This is a genomic window from Amycolatopsis sp. (assembly GCF_035546795.1).
Lineage (GTDB): Bacteria > Actinomycetota > Actinomycetes > Mycobacteriales > Pseudonocardiaceae > Amycolatopsis_E.
In genome coordinates this window covers 1-15,353 of the sequence record NZ_DASZWC010000048.1, presented here as the reverse complement: position 1 = coordinate 15,353, position 15,353 = coordinate 1, and the positions used below count along the sequence as shown (strand labels likewise).

Annotated in this window: 15 protein-coding genes; 6 read left to right on the top strand and 9 right to left on the bottom strand. The window is 68.4% G+C overall.

The annotated features are described in order from the left end of the window. Positions 1-9: 9 nt before the first annotated feature. A complete protein-coding gene (locus VHD82_RS26050; protein WP_325709302.1) occupies positions 10-987 on the top strand; it encodes an NAD(P)H-quinone oxidoreductase in 978 nt (325 codons plus the stop codon). Here VHD82_RS26050 and VHD82_RS26045 read toward each other — a convergent pair. Then, entirely contained in the window at positions 984-2,183 is a 1,200-nt protein-coding gene (locus VHD82_RS26045; RefSeq protein ID WP_325709299.1) for a cysteine desulfurase-like protein, read from the bottom strand. The genes VHD82_RS26050 and VHD82_RS26045 overlap by 4 nt on opposite strands. 132 nt (positions 2,184-2,315) lie before the next feature. Here VHD82_RS26045 and VHD82_RS26040 point away from each other — a divergent pair, with 132 nt between their 5' ends. Beyond that, positions 2,316-2,873 carry a bacterial proteasome activator family protein gene (locus VHD82_RS26040; RefSeq protein WP_325709296.1) on the top strand — a complete coding sequence of 186 codons (558 nt, stop codon included), beginning with the start codon at positions 2,316-2,318 and terminating at the stop codon, positions 2,871-2,873. Here the strand turns inward: VHD82_RS26040 and VHD82_RS26035 are convergent, their stop codons facing one another. The 6 genes from VHD82_RS26035 to VHD82_RS26010 all read right to left on the bottom strand — a co-directional run bounded on the left by VHD82_RS26035 (position 2,874) and on the right by VHD82_RS26010 (position 9,634). Continuing rightward, positions 2,874-4,511, bottom strand: coding sequence for a hypothetical protein (locus tag VHD82_RS26035; protein ID WP_325709293.1), 1,638 nt, complete (start codon positions 4,509-4,511; stop codon positions 2,874-2,876). Continuing rightward, positions 4,495-4,926 (bottom strand): hypothetical protein, encoded by a 432-nt coding sequence (locus VHD82_RS26030; RefSeq protein WP_325709290.1) that lies wholly within the window; start codon positions 4,924-4,926, stop codon positions 4,495-4,497. The genes VHD82_RS26035 and VHD82_RS26030 overlap by 17 nt, the downstream gene beginning before the upstream one ends. Before the next feature lie 5 nt (positions 4,927-4,931). Continuing rightward, positions 4,932-5,606, bottom strand: a complete 675-nt coding sequence (locus VHD82_RS26025) for a hypothetical protein (protein ID WP_325709431.1) — start codon at positions 5,604-5,606, stop codon at positions 4,932-4,934. A 69-nt stretch (positions 5,607-5,675) separates the two neighbouring features. Further along, positions 5,676-6,545 (bottom strand): N-acetylneuraminate synthase family protein, encoded by an 870-nt coding sequence (locus VHD82_RS26020; RefSeq protein ID WP_325709287.1) that lies wholly within the window; start codon positions 6,543-6,545, stop codon positions 5,676-5,678. Then, a complete protein-coding gene (locus VHD82_RS26015; protein WP_325709284.1) occupies positions 6,542-7,735 on the bottom strand; it encodes an acylneuraminate cytidylyltransferase in 1,194 nt (397 codons plus the stop codon). The genes VHD82_RS26020 and VHD82_RS26015 overlap by 4 nt, the downstream gene beginning before the upstream one ends. A gap of 36 nt (positions 7,736-7,771) precedes the next feature. After that, positions 7,772-9,634, bottom strand: coding sequence for a glycosyltransferase (locus tag VHD82_RS26010; protein WP_325709281.1), 1,863 nt, complete (start codon positions 9,632-9,634; stop codon positions 7,772-7,774). A gap of 250 nt (positions 9,635-9,884) precedes the next feature. On the opposite strand from VHD82_RS26010, the gene VHD82_RS26005 reads away from it, so the two are divergent. The 3 genes from VHD82_RS26005 to VHD82_RS25995 are packed head-to-tail and all read left to right on the top strand — an operon-like array spanning position 9,885 to position 12,586. Then, the gene (locus VHD82_RS26005) at positions 9,885-10,847 is read left to right on the top strand and encodes an ABC transporter permease (RefSeq protein WP_325709278.1); all 963 of its coding nucleotides are present in this window, start codon (positions 9,885-9,887) and stop codon (positions 10,845-10,847) included. A 9-nt stretch (positions 10,848-10,856) separates the two neighbouring features. Continuing rightward, positions 10,857-11,672 (top strand): ABC transporter ATP-binding protein, encoded by an 816-nt coding sequence (locus tag VHD82_RS26000; protein ID WP_325709275.1) that lies wholly within the window; start codon positions 10,857-10,859, stop codon positions 11,670-11,672. A gap of 2 nt (positions 11,673-11,674) precedes the next feature. After that, positions 11,675-12,586: a glycosyltransferase family 2 protein gene (locus tag VHD82_RS25995; protein WP_325709272.1), complete on the top strand. Its 912-nt coding sequence runs from the start codon at positions 11,675-11,677 to the stop codon at positions 12,584-12,586. On the opposite strand, the gene VHD82_RS25990 is transcribed toward VHD82_RS25995, so the two are convergent. Beyond that, entirely contained in the window at positions 12,583-13,362 is a 780-nt protein-coding gene (locus VHD82_RS25990) for an ESX secretion-associated protein EspG (RefSeq protein ID WP_325709269.1), read from the bottom strand. The genes VHD82_RS25995 and VHD82_RS25990 overlap by 4 nt on opposite strands. 164 nt (positions 13,363-13,526) lie before the next feature. Here VHD82_RS25990 and VHD82_RS25985 point away from each other — a divergent pair, with 164 nt between their 5' ends. Then, positions 13,527-13,769 carry a hypothetical protein gene (locus VHD82_RS25985; RefSeq protein WP_325709266.1) on the top strand — a complete coding sequence of 81 codons (243 nt, stop codon included), beginning with the start codon at positions 13,527-13,529 and terminating at the stop codon, positions 13,767-13,769. 26 nt (positions 13,770-13,795) lie between these two features. Here the strand turns inward: VHD82_RS25985 and VHD82_RS25980 are convergent, their stop codons facing one another. Continuing rightward, on the bottom strand, positions 13,796-15,304 hold the full coding sequence (locus VHD82_RS25980) for a PPE domain-containing protein (RefSeq protein ID WP_325709263.1): 1,509 nt from the start codon (positions 15,302-15,304) through the stop codon (positions 13,796-13,798). Positions 15,305-15,353: the final 49 nt, after the last annotated feature.

Genomic DNA, 15,353 nt, shown 5'->3' with positions numbered 1-15,353 from the left:
GGTCGGCCCATGCGTGCGATCACGATCCGTGAACCAGGTGGCCCGGAAAACCTCGAATGGACCGAGGTGCCCGATCCCGTCCCCGGTATGGGCGAAGTACTCCTCGACGTCACAGCCAGCGCCGTCAACAGGGCGGATCTGCTGCAACGCCAGGGCAATTACGCCCCGCCGAAGGGTGCCAGCGACATCATGGGACTGGAGTGCTCGGGCACGATCGCCGAGCTCGGCGAAGGCGTCGAGGGCTGGCAGGTCGGCGACGAGGTGTGCGCGCTGCTCGCCGGCGGCGGCTATGCCGAAAAGGTCGTCGTGCCCGCGGTACAGCTGCTTCCCGTGCCCGGCGAGGTCAGTCTCGTCGCGTCCGCGGCGCTGCCCGAAGTCGCCTGCACGGTTTGGTCGAACGTCGTGATGGACTCCGGTCTGCGCGAGGGCGAGGTGCTGCTCGTGCACGGCGGCGCGGGCGGGATCGGCACCCACGCGATCCAGGTCGGCAAGGCACTCGGCGCGACGGTCGCGGTCACCGCGGGCTCGGCGGACCGGCTGGAACGCTGTCGCCAGCTCGGGGCCGACCTCACGATCAACTACCGCGAGCAGGATTTCGTCGAGGAGCTCAAGAAGGAAACCGGTGGCGCGGACGTCATCCTGGACAACATGGGCGCCAAGTACCTCGGCCGCAACGTGGACGCGCTGGCCACCAGCGGCAGGCTCGCGATCATCGGGATGCAGGGCGGGATCAAGGGCGAGCTGAACATCGGCATCCTGGCGGGCAAACGCGCCCGCGTCGCCGCGACCACGCTGCGCGCCCGGCCGGTGGACGACAAGGGCCGGATCGTCGCGGACGTGCGGGAGCGGCTGTGGCCGCTGGTCGAACAGGGCATCGTGCAGCCGGTGATCGGCCAGGCGATCCCGATGGCCGAAGCCGCCGACGCGCACCGCGCGCTCAAAGAAGGCGGCGTGTTCGGCAAGATCCTGCTGACGAGCGGTTCCTAGCGAAGCTCTTCCAGCACCCGGACCAGCTGGTTGATCTCGAAGACGTTCGAGTAGTGGGCGAGGCCGATGCGCACGGCGCCGCCGACCTCGCCCACGCCGAGCGCCGCGAACACGCCGCTGGTGCCGTCGTCGGCGAAGGCGCACAGGCCCTGGGAGGCGAGGAAGTCCGCGACCTCGGAGGCCTTCTTGCCCGCCACGGCAAAGGCCAGCGCGGGGATCCGGCGCATCGCGTCGCCGATGACCATGACGTGCGGCAGCGACCGCAGTTCCGTGGTCAGCTGCGCGAGCAGTCCGGCGTGGTAGGACTTCGCCGAGCCGAGCGACGTGACGAGACGCTCGCGGCGAGAGCCCGTCGCGGCGTCGTCGAGGCCGGCGAGGTAGTCGATCGACGCGACGAGCCCGGCGAGCAAGGGGTACGCGTGCGGGCCGACTTCGAGCCGGGCGGGGCCGCGGGCGCCGGGCTCCAGGGACACGGAAGGCAGGCGCTCCAACATCTCCGGGTCGCGGAAGGCGAGCGCGCCGACTGCCGGGCCGCCCCACGCTTGCGCGGAAACCACGGCCACGTCGGCACCCAGCGCGGGCAGATCGAGCGGGATGAACGGCGCCGCGTAGCTGGCGTCCACCACCACCATCGCGCCGACGCGCTTGGCGAACTCCGCGACCGTGGGCACGTCCGGGCGAGTGCCGACGGAACCGGAGGCGGCGGTGATGGCGACGGCCTTGGTACGCGGGCCGACCAGGTTTTCGTACTGCCACGCGGGCAGTTCACAGGTCTCGATGTCGATCTCGCCCCAGCGCACGATCGCGCCGATCCGCTTCGCCGCGTGCCGCCACGGCGCGAGGTTCGCGTTCTCGTCGAGCCTGGACACGACCACTTCGTCGGCGAGCTGCCAGCGCTCCGACATCGCGTCCACGAGGCGGCGCAGCAGGACCGCCGCGCTCGACCCGAGCACGACGCCGGCCGGGTCGGTGCCGACGAGGTCGGCCACCGCGCGCCTGGCCGCGGTCACGATGCTCTCCGCGCGCTGGGATGCCGGAAATGCGCCGCCGGGTCCGGATACCGGGGCACGCATCGCCGTGGATACGGCTGAGGCCACCTGTTCGGGTACCAGCATTCCGGCAGGGCCGTCGAAGTGGATCCAGCCGTCACCCAGCGCGGGGAACAACCCACGAATTCGAGCGACGTCGAACGCCATGTGAGACACCGTACGGAGGGGTAATTTCGCTGCGCGTTCGGGGTTGGCGTCTACCCCGGCGGGCACACCACCGATGAGGCTAGGCTCGCAGGTGTCAGACCCTTGTGACGCCGACCAGGCCAGGATGGAACCATGACCCAGCCGAACTACGAAAGCGACCTCTCGGACGACCAGCCACAGCACGTTGTGGTCGTCGGCCCCGACGGTTCCCCGGTGGGGACGGCACGCATCGGCTCCGGTGAGGACGAGCACCAGGAGTCGGTTGGTGACCTGGTCGAAGAGCCGGCCAAGGTGATGCGCATCGGCACGATGATCAAGCAGCTGCTGGAAGAGGTGCGCGCCGCTCCGCTGGACGACGCGAGCCGGAACCGGTTGCGCGAGATCCACCAGACCTCGGTCAAGGAGCTGGAGCAGGCGCTCGCACCGGAGCTGCAGAGCGAGCTCGAGCGCCTCGTGCAGCCCTTCACCGATGACTCCACCCCGTCGGACGCGGAGCTGCGGATCGCGCAGGCGCAGCTGGTCGGCTGGCTCGAAGGGCTGTTCCACGGCATCCAGACCGCGCTCTTCGCCCAGCAGATGGCCGCACGTGTCCAGCTGGAGCAGATGCGCCGCGGCCTTCCGCCGGGTTCGTCCGCGGGCAGCGGGCACCAGCCGACGCCGGGGATCAGCGGCACCGGCCAGTACCTGTAGTCAGCGGCGCGGGCACACTTCGACGTTGTCGGTCCGCAACGGGGCCGAACAGTCGTAGGTGTCGCGGATCGCTTGTGCCACCTCGGGGTCCAGCTTGTCGAGGTCGAGCCAGCCGGGCACCTGCACGAGGTAGCGCACGGCGGGATCGGTCAGGCAGGCCACGTTCTCCGCGTAGCTGTCCAGCCCACGAAGCGCCGGGACACCCGCGCTGCGCTGGAGAAAGGTCGGCGACGGGTACCGGCAGGGCGTGGGGTTGCCGAAGAAGTAGGGCACATCGCCGAAGGCCAGGTACAGCACCTCGGTGTCCGCGCCGATCCGGTCGCGGACAGCCGGGAGCTGGGCGGCAAGCCGGTCCCCGGTGGCGACCCGATCGGTGTTGCGGTTGTCCCTGGCGCCGAAGTCGAAGGAATCCGGGCTGCTGGGCCAAACCTGCACCGACAGCGCCGCCACCACGACCAGCAACGGCACGGCGAACAGCGGCCGCCCGCCGCGCGCGGACTCCACCGCCGCCACAGCACAGGCGAGCAGCACGATCCCGGTGAGCGCCGAGTAGGCCAGGATCTGGTGCGTGGTCCGCCATTCGTGCGGCTGCGCCGCCACCAACGGCTGCGCCACGGCGAGCACGGCGGTGACCGTGACCAGCGTCCACGGCGGACGGCCGTGCTCGGTGTACCAACGTCCGACGGCCAGCGCCCAGACTCCCGCGGCGAGCGGCAGCAACGACGTCAGGTGGTACATGAACCACTGCGCCTGCAACAAAGTCGTGGTCAGGACGCCGAGCACGCCCAGCGCGAGCAGGAGTGGCCACCAGCCGCGCCGCAGCCGTAGCAAAACCACCACGCTCACCGGCAACAGCGCGAACAACGGGTTCTGCAACGCCTCGTTGCCGACCGTGCGCATCAGGTCGAACAGGTCGAGTTTCCCGCCGCTGAGTGGAGAATTCCCGTTGAGCGCGGAGAATTCGTGAAACCAGCGCCATTCCCGGGGTTCGACGAGCACGGCGAGACCGAACAGCGCGCCACCGATCGGGAGTGCCGCCACCGTCATCCACAACGCGCGCCGCCGGTCGATCAGCAGCACGACACCGATGGCCAGCAACGCCGTCGGCGCGGTCGTGTACTTCACCAGCACCGCAAGGGAAAGCCCGAGCCCGCCCAGAACCGCCGACAGCCAAAGCCTTTTCGGCCACAACGCGCCGGCGACCGCGGCGGTGGCGAACACCCCGGCCATCCACTCCGGCTGCAGGAAATCCCAGTTCGGCGAGAGCGCCAACGCGAGCCCGACCGTGCCGGCGATGAGCGAAGCCTCCGGACGCCGGAGCGCGGCGCGAAGCCATAACGCGACCAGCGCGACGATGACCAGTGCGCACAACCGGATCAGGGTTTCCGACGGGATCAGATTCGTCGGGGCGAGAATCAGCCGGTACGCGAGCGGCCGGTGCACGAACACCCCGGCCGGACCGACATCACTGGTCCGCAAACAGCCCAGCACGAACCGGACGTCGAGATTCAGCCCGCTCCAGAACAGCGTGACGACAACAGGAACAGCGGCTAGCAGGCCACCCGCCAGCCAAGCCCCGCGACCGATCGCGGGGCGTGCGCTGGGGGCGTCGGGTCTGAGCTCAGTTACTACCGCCATTTTGCGTAAGGGCCTCTTCCACTCGGGCGAGGCGCTCTTCGTACTGCGCCACCGCGGACAACCGGGCGCGGGCGCGAGCATGCTCGTCCCGTACCTCGTCCACGTCCGGCGTCCCGTTCGCGTTGCCCGACGGCTTTTCCAGGCCCGCCAACCGCGGCTCCATGGCCGCCACGTGCGCGGCGATCCGGCGCAGTTCGTCGTCGTGCCAACGGTAATGACCGGCCAGCTCGTCGACCCGGCGATCGGTGTGCCCGCGCAGCTCGTCCCGCACCGCGTGCAACTCCCCGCGCAGGTCCGCGAGCTCTCCGCGCAGCTGGTCGAACTGAGGGCCGAACCGTTCGTCGGTCACCTGCTCGATCCGCCAGCGCAGCCGCTTCCAGAGCGGAAACGCGGCCGCCTTCCCCAGTTTCTTCACGGCATTCACCGAACCAACTCGATTCTTCCTTCGTCACTCCACGACTTCAGCAGCGCCGATTCCGCGCGCAGCTTGTGATCGCCGGTGACGTTCACACGTTCTCCCCACGCATGCGCGAAGGTGGTCTGATCGGGATCGTCGATGATCGAGTACCCGGTGAGCCGGATCTTCGCCTCGGGGAACAGCCGCACCGCGAGGTACGCGACGAGCGTGCCGGTGGTGGCCCAGCTCGCCTCGGCGGGATCGAGCCCGAGCAGCAGCCCCAGCTGTTTGACGAACGGGCGGTTCGGGATGGGCACGAAACCCAGGTCGTCCGGCCACCAGTCCGGGATCACCTCGGGCTCCCAGTGCAACCGGCCCGGCTCGGCCAGCAGGTACAGCCGCGAGGTGTAGTCGGCGAAGGTGTGCGGGCTGACCAGCACACCGCGGTGCAGCACCACGACGTCGGTCTTGCGCCCGTAAGCGGGCTCCGCGCCGGGTTCGTCGAGCGCGAACGTGGTCATCCGGAGCACCAGATCGCTACCGTCGATCAGCTCGGCGCGTTCCGCGCTGGGCGGCATCGGGGCGTTCCCGACCACCGTCACCGTATCCGCGCGTTGCCCTCGCCCGTACGCCAGGAGCAGATCCCGGAACACGTCGAGCTGCGCCCCCGCGTCCGTCTGCTCAGGCACGGCTTCCACGACGTGCAAGGCATCCACCTCTCACCGAGTTGCCCGCCGACTGTAGCCAACCAAATGCGAAGATCGTCCTCAGACCCGTCGGAGCCGACGCCGGGGAGCTTCCTCACCGGGGAAGACCCGCTTCACGCCGTCACCGAGCGCAACCTCGACGTTGCGGATGTCGCGAACCAGGCGGCGCAACCCTTCCGGCTCCAGCGAAGCGGCCTGATCCGAGCCCCACATCGTGCGGTCCAGCGTCACGTGCCGTTCCACCATGCACGCGCCCATCGCCACGGCGGCGATCGAGACCTGCAGCCCGCGCTCGTGCCCGGAATACCCGATCGGCACCCCGAAGCGATCGGCGAGCGTGTGCAGCGTGCGCAGGTTCGCCTCCTCCGGCGGGCACGGGTACGTGGACGTGGTGTGCAGCAGAACGAGATTGTCCTTGTCCAGCAAGGCCACCGCCGCGTCCACCTCCTCCATTGTGGACATACCAGTGGAGGCGATGATCGGCTTACCGGTGTCGTGCAAGGCTTTCAGCAGTTCGTGGTCGGTCAACGAGGCCGAGGCGACCTTGTGCGTCACGACGTCGAGCTTCTCCAGGAACTCGACACTCGGTACGTCCCAAGGAGAAGCGAACCAGGCGATGCCCAGTTCCTTGCAGTACCGGTCGATCTCCTCGTACTCCGCGATGCCGAACTCCACCCGGTGCCGGTAGTCGAGGTACGTCATCTCGCCCCACGGGGTGTCGCGCATCGTGTCCCGCATGTCCGGCGGGGTCGCGATCTCCGGAGTGCGTTTCTGGAACTTCACCGCGTCCACGCCGGTGCTCGCGGCGACCTGGATCAGCTGCTTGGCGATTTCGACGTCGCCGTTGTGGTTGATCCCGATCTCCGCGACCGTGTACACCGGGTGACCTTCGCCGACCTCGCGGTCACCGATCCGCACGGCAGAAGTCATTGTCCGTTCCTCCGTTCGACTGCGTGCACGACGAGATCGGCCACTTCGCGGACCGCGCCGAAGCCACCGGGCCGGTTCAGCACCAGCCGCGCCGCCTGGCGCACCTCGGGACGCGCGTCCTGCACGGCGATCGGCCAGCCGACCATCGCCATCGCGTCCAGATCCCGCAGGTCATTACCGACGTACGCGACGCGCGCCGGATCCAGCCGCTGCTCGGCCAGCCACGTCTTGAGCACCGCCGCCTTGTCCCCGACCCCATGCAGCACCTGCGCGCCGAGTTTCTTCGCGCGCGCCGCCACCACGGGATTCTGTTCCACCGACAGGATCAGCAACGGGATCCCGGCCTTGTTCAGCCGGGCCACGCCTGCCCCGTCGGACCGGCTGACCAGCACGCCCTCGGTGCCGTCCTGCAGCACCAGCGCGCGGTCGTCGGTGTGCACCCCGTCGAAATCCGTGACCACGGCGTCCACGTCGATCTCGCTGCCGCGCGGGGAATCGATCGACCCCGCCAGCGCACGAGCTATCGCCAGGTCCTCCTGGGTGTCGATCTCGATGGCGTGCGTCGCGGGCATCTCCACCAGGCCGATCCGCCCGAAGAAGCGGTGCCGCGCGGCACGGAAACCCGCCACGCGCATCCCGTACACCGCGCCCGTCTCGCGGAACTCCGGCTCGCGCTGCTGTCGCAACGGGCGGACCGCGGCGTCGTGGTTCACCGCCACCGCGGCGTTTTCGGCGTCCCGGCGCCACAGGAACTCGTGCACCCGGACAGCCGTGAACGCGCAGTCCCAGCCGTCGTCCAGGATCAGCGACACCACGCCCTCGATGGTCTCGGTGCCGATGAACGGCGAGGTGCACTGGACCATCAGCACCACGTCCGGATCTGCGCCGTGCTGCTCGGCGTAGGTGTCCAGCGCGTGCAGCAGCACGGCCTCCGAAGAGACGCGATCGCCCGAAAGCTCGTTCGGCCTCGGCAGGAAAGTGGCCCCGGCCGCCTCGGCGACCGAACCGATCTCGATGCTGTCCGTGCTGACCACGACCTGGTCCACGCCCGCGGCGTTGCGCAGCGCCCGGACCGCCCGCGTGATCAGCGGATCGTCGCCGACCTTCGCGAGGTTCTTCCCGGGCACACCCTTCGACCCGCCGCGGGCGGGCACGACGGCGAGTACCCGGGTTCCTTCGCGTTCAGCCACGCCGGAGAGCGTACGGAAGGCGGCCACCCGTCCGGGTCACTGGCCCCCGAACAGGCGCTCCCAGTTCTCCTTGCTGGTCAGTTCACGCTGGGCGTCGACATACTGGCGCACGGTGGCGTCGGCGTTCTGCCGCAGCCGCCACAGCACCTGCAGCCCCTGCTTGCCCAGCTGCAGCATCAGCCGCTTGTCCAGCCTGCGCACCCGCACGCCGGTCTGCGAAGAGTCGGTGATGACGGCCGTGCGGAACAACGACACGTGCCACCAGTGCTCGTCCCCGGCGCGGATCGCGGCGCCGCGGCCCGGCTTGTCCAGGTACTGGTAGACCAACCGCTTGAGCAGCACCATGATCGGCTTCGACGGGGTGAACCCCGGCCGCGCGATCGGGATGTAGTCGGCGTTCACGCCGGTGCGCGCGGCGGGCACGATGTGCGTCTCCGGGTACTCGGCGCGCAGCATCCGCACCGCCGGGACCACGTTCGCGCCGCCGTCGGCCAGCGTCTTCGGCCCGTCGAGGAAGTCCTCGATCGCCTTGATCATGGTGGCCGCCAGCCCGTACTGCATCGAGGCGAGTGTTTCCATGAACTCGTTGAGCAGGAACTGGAACATCGCGTTCGACTGCAGCTGGCCGTGCAGGGCGGCGGTGATCAGCCCGTTGCGGTAGTGGAAGTAGCGGGCCCAGTCGTCCCAGCCCTTCCAGTGCAGGTCCTGGTGCCAGACACCGGCGCCGGGCAGGGTCACGGTGTAGAAGCCGGCGGAGCGGGCGCGCAGGCCGTACTCCACGTCGTCCCACTGGAAGAAGATCGGCAGCGGGTAGCCCACGGCGCGCACGACCTCGGCCGGGATCAGGCAGCACCACCACGCGTTGTGCGTCGCGTCCACCCGCTTGTCCTGGTTGTGCTCCAGCATGGAGCGCTGGGACAGCGAATCGGTGCGGTCGATGCCCGCGCGCAGCTTCGGCAGGTTCGCGATGTCGGCGTCCACGAACAGCTGGCCGGGGTGCAGTTCGCAGAGGTTCTGCCCGCCGACGATCATCGGCTCGACCGTGCTGTTGGCCAACGCGCTGATCCGCAGGATCGTGTCGGACTCGAGCTTGATGTCGTCGTCCATCAGCAGGACGTGCGCGTCTTCGCCGCCCTCGCCCTCGAGCACCTCGTACATGCCGCGGGTGAAGCCGCCGGCGCCACCGAGGTTCGGCTGGCGGACGTAGTGCAGCTTGTCCCCGAGCAGCTCCTTGACGTACGCGAACTTCTCCCGTGACTCGACGGCGTCGGTGCCCTGGTCGGTGACGTGCACGGCCGCGACGTACTCCCGGACCACGTCGTCCTCGGCCAGCTCGGTGAGCGTTTCGATGCAGTAGTCGGCGCGGTTGTGGGTGCAGATCACCACGGACACCGGGCGCACGGCCTGCGGGGCCTCGACGGTCCAGCGCACGTTCTCCACGACCAGGCGCTCGCTGCCGGTCTCGATGTCCAGCCAGATGGCCCCGCCGTCGACGAACCTGTCGATCGGGGCGGTCAGCCGGACCGTCTGCGCCTTCGCGTCGTTGACCGTGACACTGGTGACCGAGCGGTCGTCACCGTTGCTGTCGGCCGCGCTGGCGGTCAGCTTGCCGGAGCCGGTGACGGTGGCCTCGACGTCGACCGTTTTCAGATCGGTCCAGCGCTGCCAGTAACTCGCCGGAAAACGGCCGAAATAGGTGTTCGTGGTGACCATGGCGTGCGGTTCGACCGTCACGCGTTCCCGTTCGAGATTCGCCGCACCGACCGAGGCGGCGGCATACATTCCGTCAGGCGCGGGAAAGGCGCGCGCGGTGAAAAACGTCCGCTGCGCAAGCAGTCGCGTCGCCGGCTCCTCGCCGGGGCGTTCCGCTCGTCGTTCCGACTCGGCCACCTGGGTCATGCCGTTAGCACCCCGCTCCATGGGAATTTGAACTTGTCGAACAGCCAACAGGGACCGGCCCACGCTCAAGGCGCTGAGCTGCGAACATTCTCGATCTGAGGCTACCCGCCCCACCGAGACGACCGCCCACACGCTACCGCGACAAGACGCTGAGAGATCACCGACCCAATGAAAGAGACGCTTCGGACAAGCAGAGGGTTGCAGCCTCCCTGACGGGGAGCGACACGCCGCAGTCGCTACCCTTGGCCTCGTGCACGCCACCAGCACGGTCGACAAGGCCAGTGATCCTGTGACAGACAGCCAGAAGCGGGTGCCGCCCTCTTCGGACAGCCGCACGTTCGGCCGTGCCTTCGGCGACATCAGGGAGGGCTTCAGCCAGCGCGAGCTGTGGAGCCACCTTGGCTGGCAGGACATCAAACAGCGCTACCGCCGGTCGGTGATCGGGCCGTTCTGGATCACCATCAGCCAGGGTGTCATTTCACTCGGACTGGGCCTGCTCTACTCGCAGTTGTGGGGCCTGCACACCTCGACGTTCCTGCCCTACATCTCCACCGGGTTCATTGTCTGGACCTTCATCAGCGGCTGCCTGTCCGAGGGCATGGAAACCTTCATCACGAACGAAGGTCTCATCAAGCAGATCCGGGCACCGTTGACGGTCTACGCGCTGCGCACGGTGTGGCGGCAAACCCTGATGTTCGCGCACAACCTCATCGTCGTCGTGATCATCGACATCATTTTCTTCTCCAGCCTCAGTCACCAATACGGGCTGACCAGCGGCACCTGTGGCCCGGACACGCCGATCTGTCACCCCGGCCTCGGCTGGTACTCGCTGACCGCGATTCCGGCATTCGTGCTGCTGGCGTTCAACTCGTGGTGGCTCACCCTGCTGCTGGGCATCATCTCGACCCGTTACCGCGACATTCCGCAGGTGATCAACTCGCTGATCCAGCTGCTGTTCTACATGACGCCGATCGTGTGGCCGATCGACCAGCTCTACGGGCACGGCGCCCGCTCGGGCATGGCTTCCTGGGTGGTGCCGATCGTGCACCTCAACCCCTTCTACCACTACGTCCAGATCCTGCGAGCTCCGCTGATCGGACAGGCGGTCAACCCGATGAGCTGGGTCGTCGTCGGAGGAATCACCGTGGTCGGCTGGGCCCTCGCCCTGATCGCCATGCGCAATTACCGGGCCCGCGTCTCCTACTGGGTGTGAGAACTAGACATGGTCAGCATTGACGTACAGAACGCGTTCGTCGATTTCCCGATTTTCGACGCGAAGACCCGTTCGCTGAAGAAGCGGGTACTCGGCAAGGTCGGCGGCAAGATCGGCACCGAAAGCAAGGTGCCGGTGATCGAGGCGCTACAGGACGTGTCGCTCACACTCGGCGACGGCGACCGGGTCGGGCTGGTCGGGCACAACGGTGCCGGCAAGTCCACCCTGTTGCGGCTGCTGTCCGGCATCTACGAGCCCACCCGCGGTTCGGCCAAGGTCGAGGGCAAGGTAGCCCCGGTCTTCGACCTCGGCATCGGGATGGACCCGGAGATCTCCGGCTACGAGAACATCATGATCCGCGGCCTGTTCCTCGGCATGACCCGCAGGCAGATGGAAAAGCGGGTCGACGACATCGCCGACTTCACCGAGCTCGGCGACTACCTGTCGATGCCGCTGCGCACGTACTCCACCGGTATGCGGGTGCGCCTCGCGCTGGGTGTGGTCACCACGATCGACCCGGAGATCCTGATCCTGGACGAGGGCATCGGCGCGGTGGACGCCGCGTTCCTGAACAAGGCCCGTGACCGCCTCGTCGATCTGGTGCGACGCTCCGGTCTGCTTGTGTTCGCTTCACACGCCGACGATCTACTGTTGGAGCTGTGCACGTCGGCCATCTGGATGGACGAGGGCCGGATGCGCATGCAGGGCTCGCTGCGTGAGGTGCTGACCGCGTACAAGGGCCGTGACCCGTACGAAAGCATCAGCGCGGAGACCGCCGAGCGGATCGGGGCCGAGCACGTGGTGACAGTCAAAGGCGGAGAGTGAGCATGAGCAGTCCCGAGCAGGCACCGCTCGGCAAGGGCGCCGTGGTGGCCGTCGTGGTCACCCGGCACCGGCGCGAGCTGCTCGCGGACTCGCTGAAGGTGATCGCCGCGCAGACCCGCCCGGTCGAGCACCTGATCGTCGTCGACAACGGCCCGGACCAGCCCGCGCGTGAGGTCGTGGAGTCCTACCCGCTGCCCCATACGTACCTGCCGTCCCACCGCAACCTCGGTGGCGCCGGCGGGTTCGCGCTGGGGATGCTGCACGCGCTTTCGCTGGGCGCGGACTGGGTGTGGCTCGCCGACGACGACGGCCGCCCAGCGGACGAGACCGTGCTCGAGGTGCTGCTCGAAGAGGCCGAGACGCGTGGCCTGGCGGAGGTTTCGCCGGTGGTCACCAACATCGAGACGCCGTCGAAGCTCGCCTTCCCGCTGCGCCGCGGGCTGACCTGGAAGCGGTCCTCGGCGGAGCTGGGCACCGACTTCCTGCCCGGGATCGCTTCGCTGTTCAACGGGGCGCTGTTCCGTGCCTCCACACTCGACGTGGTGGGTGTGCCGGATCTGCGGCTGTTCTTCCGCGGCGACGAGGTCGAGGTGCACCGCCGGCTGGTCCGGTCCGGGCTGCCGTTCGGCACCTCGCTGAAGGTTTCGTACCTGCATCCGGACGGCTCGGACGAGTTCAAACCGATGCTCGGCGGACGGTTCCACGCGCAGGACCCGGAGAACGAGGTAAAGCGGTACTACACGTACCGCAACCGCGGATACCTGTTGTCCCAGCCAGGGATGCGTAAGATCGGCGCGCTGGAGGTCCTCCGGTTCGGGCTGTACTTCGTCGGCGTGAAAAAGGATCCGAAGGCTTTCCTGCAGTGGCTGCGGCTGGTCCGCCAGGGGCAGCGGGAACGCTTTTTCCGGTTCTAGAGGTAATTCCGCAGCTGGTCGTGCAGGTGGTGGACGATGCGCGCGTTGTCCGCCGGAGCGTACGTGAGCCAGCTTTGACCGTCCTCGGCCAGGCGTGAAGTGACGAAGTAGCGTCCTTCTTCGGTATCGAACCAGGCCGTCGGCGTGAGGTGGCGGGCCTTGCGGTCCCGGTCCGCGACGAACGCCGAGAACTGACCGATGCGCAGCTTGGGTTTCTGGAAGATCCGCTCGACCATGCGCAGCTGGCTCGGCGCCGTGGATCGTGGCTTGGAAACGGCCGCGAACGGGTCGTATCCGCTGTCGTCCAGCCGGTGCCTGCCACTCGGTTTGGCGGCGGGTTTGGCCACCGTGACTGACTGGCCCGCGGCGGGCGGCGTCGGCGGCACCAGGTCGACGATTCCCGGCACGATCGCGGTCGGGCGGAATTCCTGGAAAATCACGAGATTCTCGTCCTGACGGACGACGACGGCATACTGGCCGTTGGTGGCCGCCCTGGCGAAAAGCTGCTTGCCTCGGTCCAGTTGCGCGACTGCCGTGAGCGCCACCGGCGCGGTCACGAAGGTGCGGACGGCCAGTTCGGCATCCGGGTCCAGCCGGCCGCCGCGGGCCAGGCCTTTTGCTTCCAGGTCACGGAAAACGGCGTCGCGCACCTGGGCCCGCTGCTCGAATGTGGTGCCGATGTGCGGCACCTCGAACGGCGCCGGTGCCCGCCCCAGCCTGAGCCGTTCGAGCACAATGTCCAGCGCCGCCAACGACAGCGAGAACTGGTGTGGCATTCGATCCCCCTCGGATTCCCATTGCCTGCTGCACGCTAGCCGATCCGGCCGGGCGAGAAGTCGTACTCGTCGGCTTTCCACCCGGTGATCTCTTTCGGGGCCGGGTTTTCTCCCCTCAGCGAACCGGCTTGCCGGGCAAGATCGGAAGCTGCTGTTCTGGACTCATGGCCGACACGAAACCCGCCCTCGTCCTGCATCTCGCCAGCCCCGGCGAGCCGCTGGTGTTCGCCCTGCGCCCGGAGGATGCCGACGAGGTGGCGAAGAAACTGCCCCTGTTGCTGGAACACGGTTCCGTCGAATCGTTCGAGACCAAGGAGGATTCGAAGGTCAGCGTGAATTTCGCGCACGTCGCGGTCGCCTATGTGGACGACCTGCAGCGGAAGGGCAAGGTGTTCGGTCTGCACTGAGTTTGCGGGCCCCGAGCCCCTGCGCCTTACTCGCCGATGACGGGCGGGGCCGTGCGCTCGCTGGTGCCGAACACGTCGTCCGGGTCGGGCTCGATCAGCCACGAGGGACGCTGGTGTTCCTCGTCCTCTTCGCCCTTGCCCTTGCCGCCGTGGCCCATGCCACTCGCGCCACTGCGGCCCGCCGCCCCGGCGCTGCGCCCACTGCCGCCCGCCGCGCTTTCGGCCGCGCCCGCGCCGCCGGCACGTGCGCCGCTCTGGCCGCCCGCGCTGCCGCTGCTCGCCGCGGAGCCGCTGCTCGACCCGCCGGGCCCGAAGCCGCTGCCGCCGCGGCCGACCTTGCTGGAGTACTCGTCGCCGTCCGCGCCTCCGAAGCCGCCGCCCATGGCGCCCATCGGCATGCCGCCCATCGCGCCGAGCCCGGTATTGGCGAGCCCGGACGTCGAGGACGAGTTGTAGTTGTTGTTGCTCGACGGCCGGTAGCCCTGGGCGCTCGTGTTGCCGACCGAGCCCGTCTTCGCCCCGCTGCGCGGCGGCGTGGTCGGACCGGGGAGCCCGGTCAGGTCTCCGCTAATGGAGTGGGAGCTGTTGCCCGCCGCCGAGCCCGCGAGACTGCCAGTGTGCCCCGTCGTGCCGACGTTACTGCTGGTCGGGCCCGTGTAGCCGGCGGTTCCGGTGCCGTCGATGCTGTTCCCGACCTCGTGCACCGAGCTGCTGCCCGGCCCGGTGAACGTGGGCGGCGGGGTGAACGCCGGCGCCTTCGATGCGGCCGTGTACAGGTTGCTGTCGTAGCTCGACATGACCTGCGCGGCCTGGTCGTGTGCGTCCTGGCTCTGCTGCTGCTTCTGGAAGGAGGCGTTGACGTTGTCGACGATGTCGAGCGGGTTCGAGGTGGCCCAGCTCTTCATCTCGTCGGTCCAGCTGAACGGGATCGGGTCCGGCATGGTGTTCTTCGCCGTCTCCGCCGCCGAGGACTGGTTGTACACCTGGTCCGCCGCCAGCTGCGCCGCCTGGCCGCTCTGGTCGCTCCACGTGCCCAGCCCACTGACGAAGTTGTAGGCCGACTCGGCCGCGTCGCCCTTCCACGTGGCGCCGGACTTGGTCGCGGCCTGCCCGAGCTGCTGCCCGAACGTGGCCATCGCGTTGGCCAGCTGGTTCCAGGCCGTCGATACCCCGGTCACCTGGCTGGGGTTGACGGTCTGGACCATGTCCTTGAGGGCTGCGTGGTCGAAACCCATGTAGTCGGTGCCCGACGGTGACAGGCCCGTGCGGTACTCGACGTTCTGGCCCAGCTGGCGAGTCTGCTGACTGCGCTGCTGGTCGGCCGTCATCTGGCCTTTGATCTTGGCCGCCACGTTGGTGACGGCCTGCCAGAAGCCGCTGCTGTTCTCGTCATACCCGGCCGCGATGAGCTGCTGCCGCGCCGCCTCCTCCGGGGACGAGTACCTCCCGCCGCCGGTCGGGTTGTAGCCGTTGTACTGGTTGTTGTACTGGCTCAGGTCCCCCTGCTGACCGGCCGACTGCTGCGGATTGGTCATGACTACCCCTCGTACTTCGGCAGCTTGGGCTCAACGATGTTGGCGATCT

Excerpts from the sequence above, each read along its gene's own strand:
- VHD82_RS26050 (WP_325709302.1), top strand. The coding sequence starts at position 10 with ATGCGTGCGATCACGATCCGTGAACCAGGTGGCCCGGAAAACCTCGAA.
- VHD82_RS26045 (WP_325709299.1), bottom strand. The coding sequence starts at position 2,183 with ATGGCGTTCGACGTCGCTCGAATTCGTGGGTTGTTCCCCGCGCTGGGT.
- VHD82_RS26040 (WP_325709296.1), top strand. The coding sequence starts at position 2,316 with ATGACCCAGCCGAACTACGAAAGCGACCTCTCGGACGACCAGCCACAG.
- VHD82_RS26035 (WP_325709293.1), bottom strand. The coding sequence starts at position 4,511 with ATGGCGGTAGTAACTGAGCTCAGACCCGACGCCCCCAGCGCACGCCCC.
- VHD82_RS26020 (WP_325709287.1), bottom strand. The coding sequence starts at position 6,545 with ATGACTTCTGCCGTGCGGATCGGTGACCGCGAGGTCGGCGAAGGTCAC.
- VHD82_RS26010 (WP_325709281.1), bottom strand. The coding sequence starts at position 9,634 with ATGACCCAGGTGGCCGAGTCGGAACGACGAGCGGAACGCCCCGGCGAG.
- VHD82_RS26000 (WP_325709275.1), top strand. The coding sequence starts at position 10,857 with ATGGTCAGCATTGACGTACAGAACGCGTTCGTCGATTTCCCGATTTTC.
- VHD82_RS25995 (WP_325709272.1), top strand. The coding sequence starts at position 11,675 with ATGAGCAGTCCCGAGCAGGCACCGCTCGGCAAGGGCGCCGTGGTGGCC.
- VHD82_RS25990 (WP_325709269.1), bottom strand. The coding sequence starts at position 13,362 with ATGCCACACCAGTTCTCGCTGTCGTTGGCGGCGCTGGACATTGTGCTC.
- VHD82_RS25985 (WP_325709266.1), top strand. The coding sequence starts at position 13,527 with ATGGCCGACACGAAACCCGCCCTCGTCCTGCATCTCGCCAGCCCCGGC.
- VHD82_RS25980 (WP_325709263.1), bottom strand. The coding sequence starts at position 15,304 with ATGACCAATCCGCAGCAGTCGGCCGGTCAGCAGGGGGACCTGAGCCAG.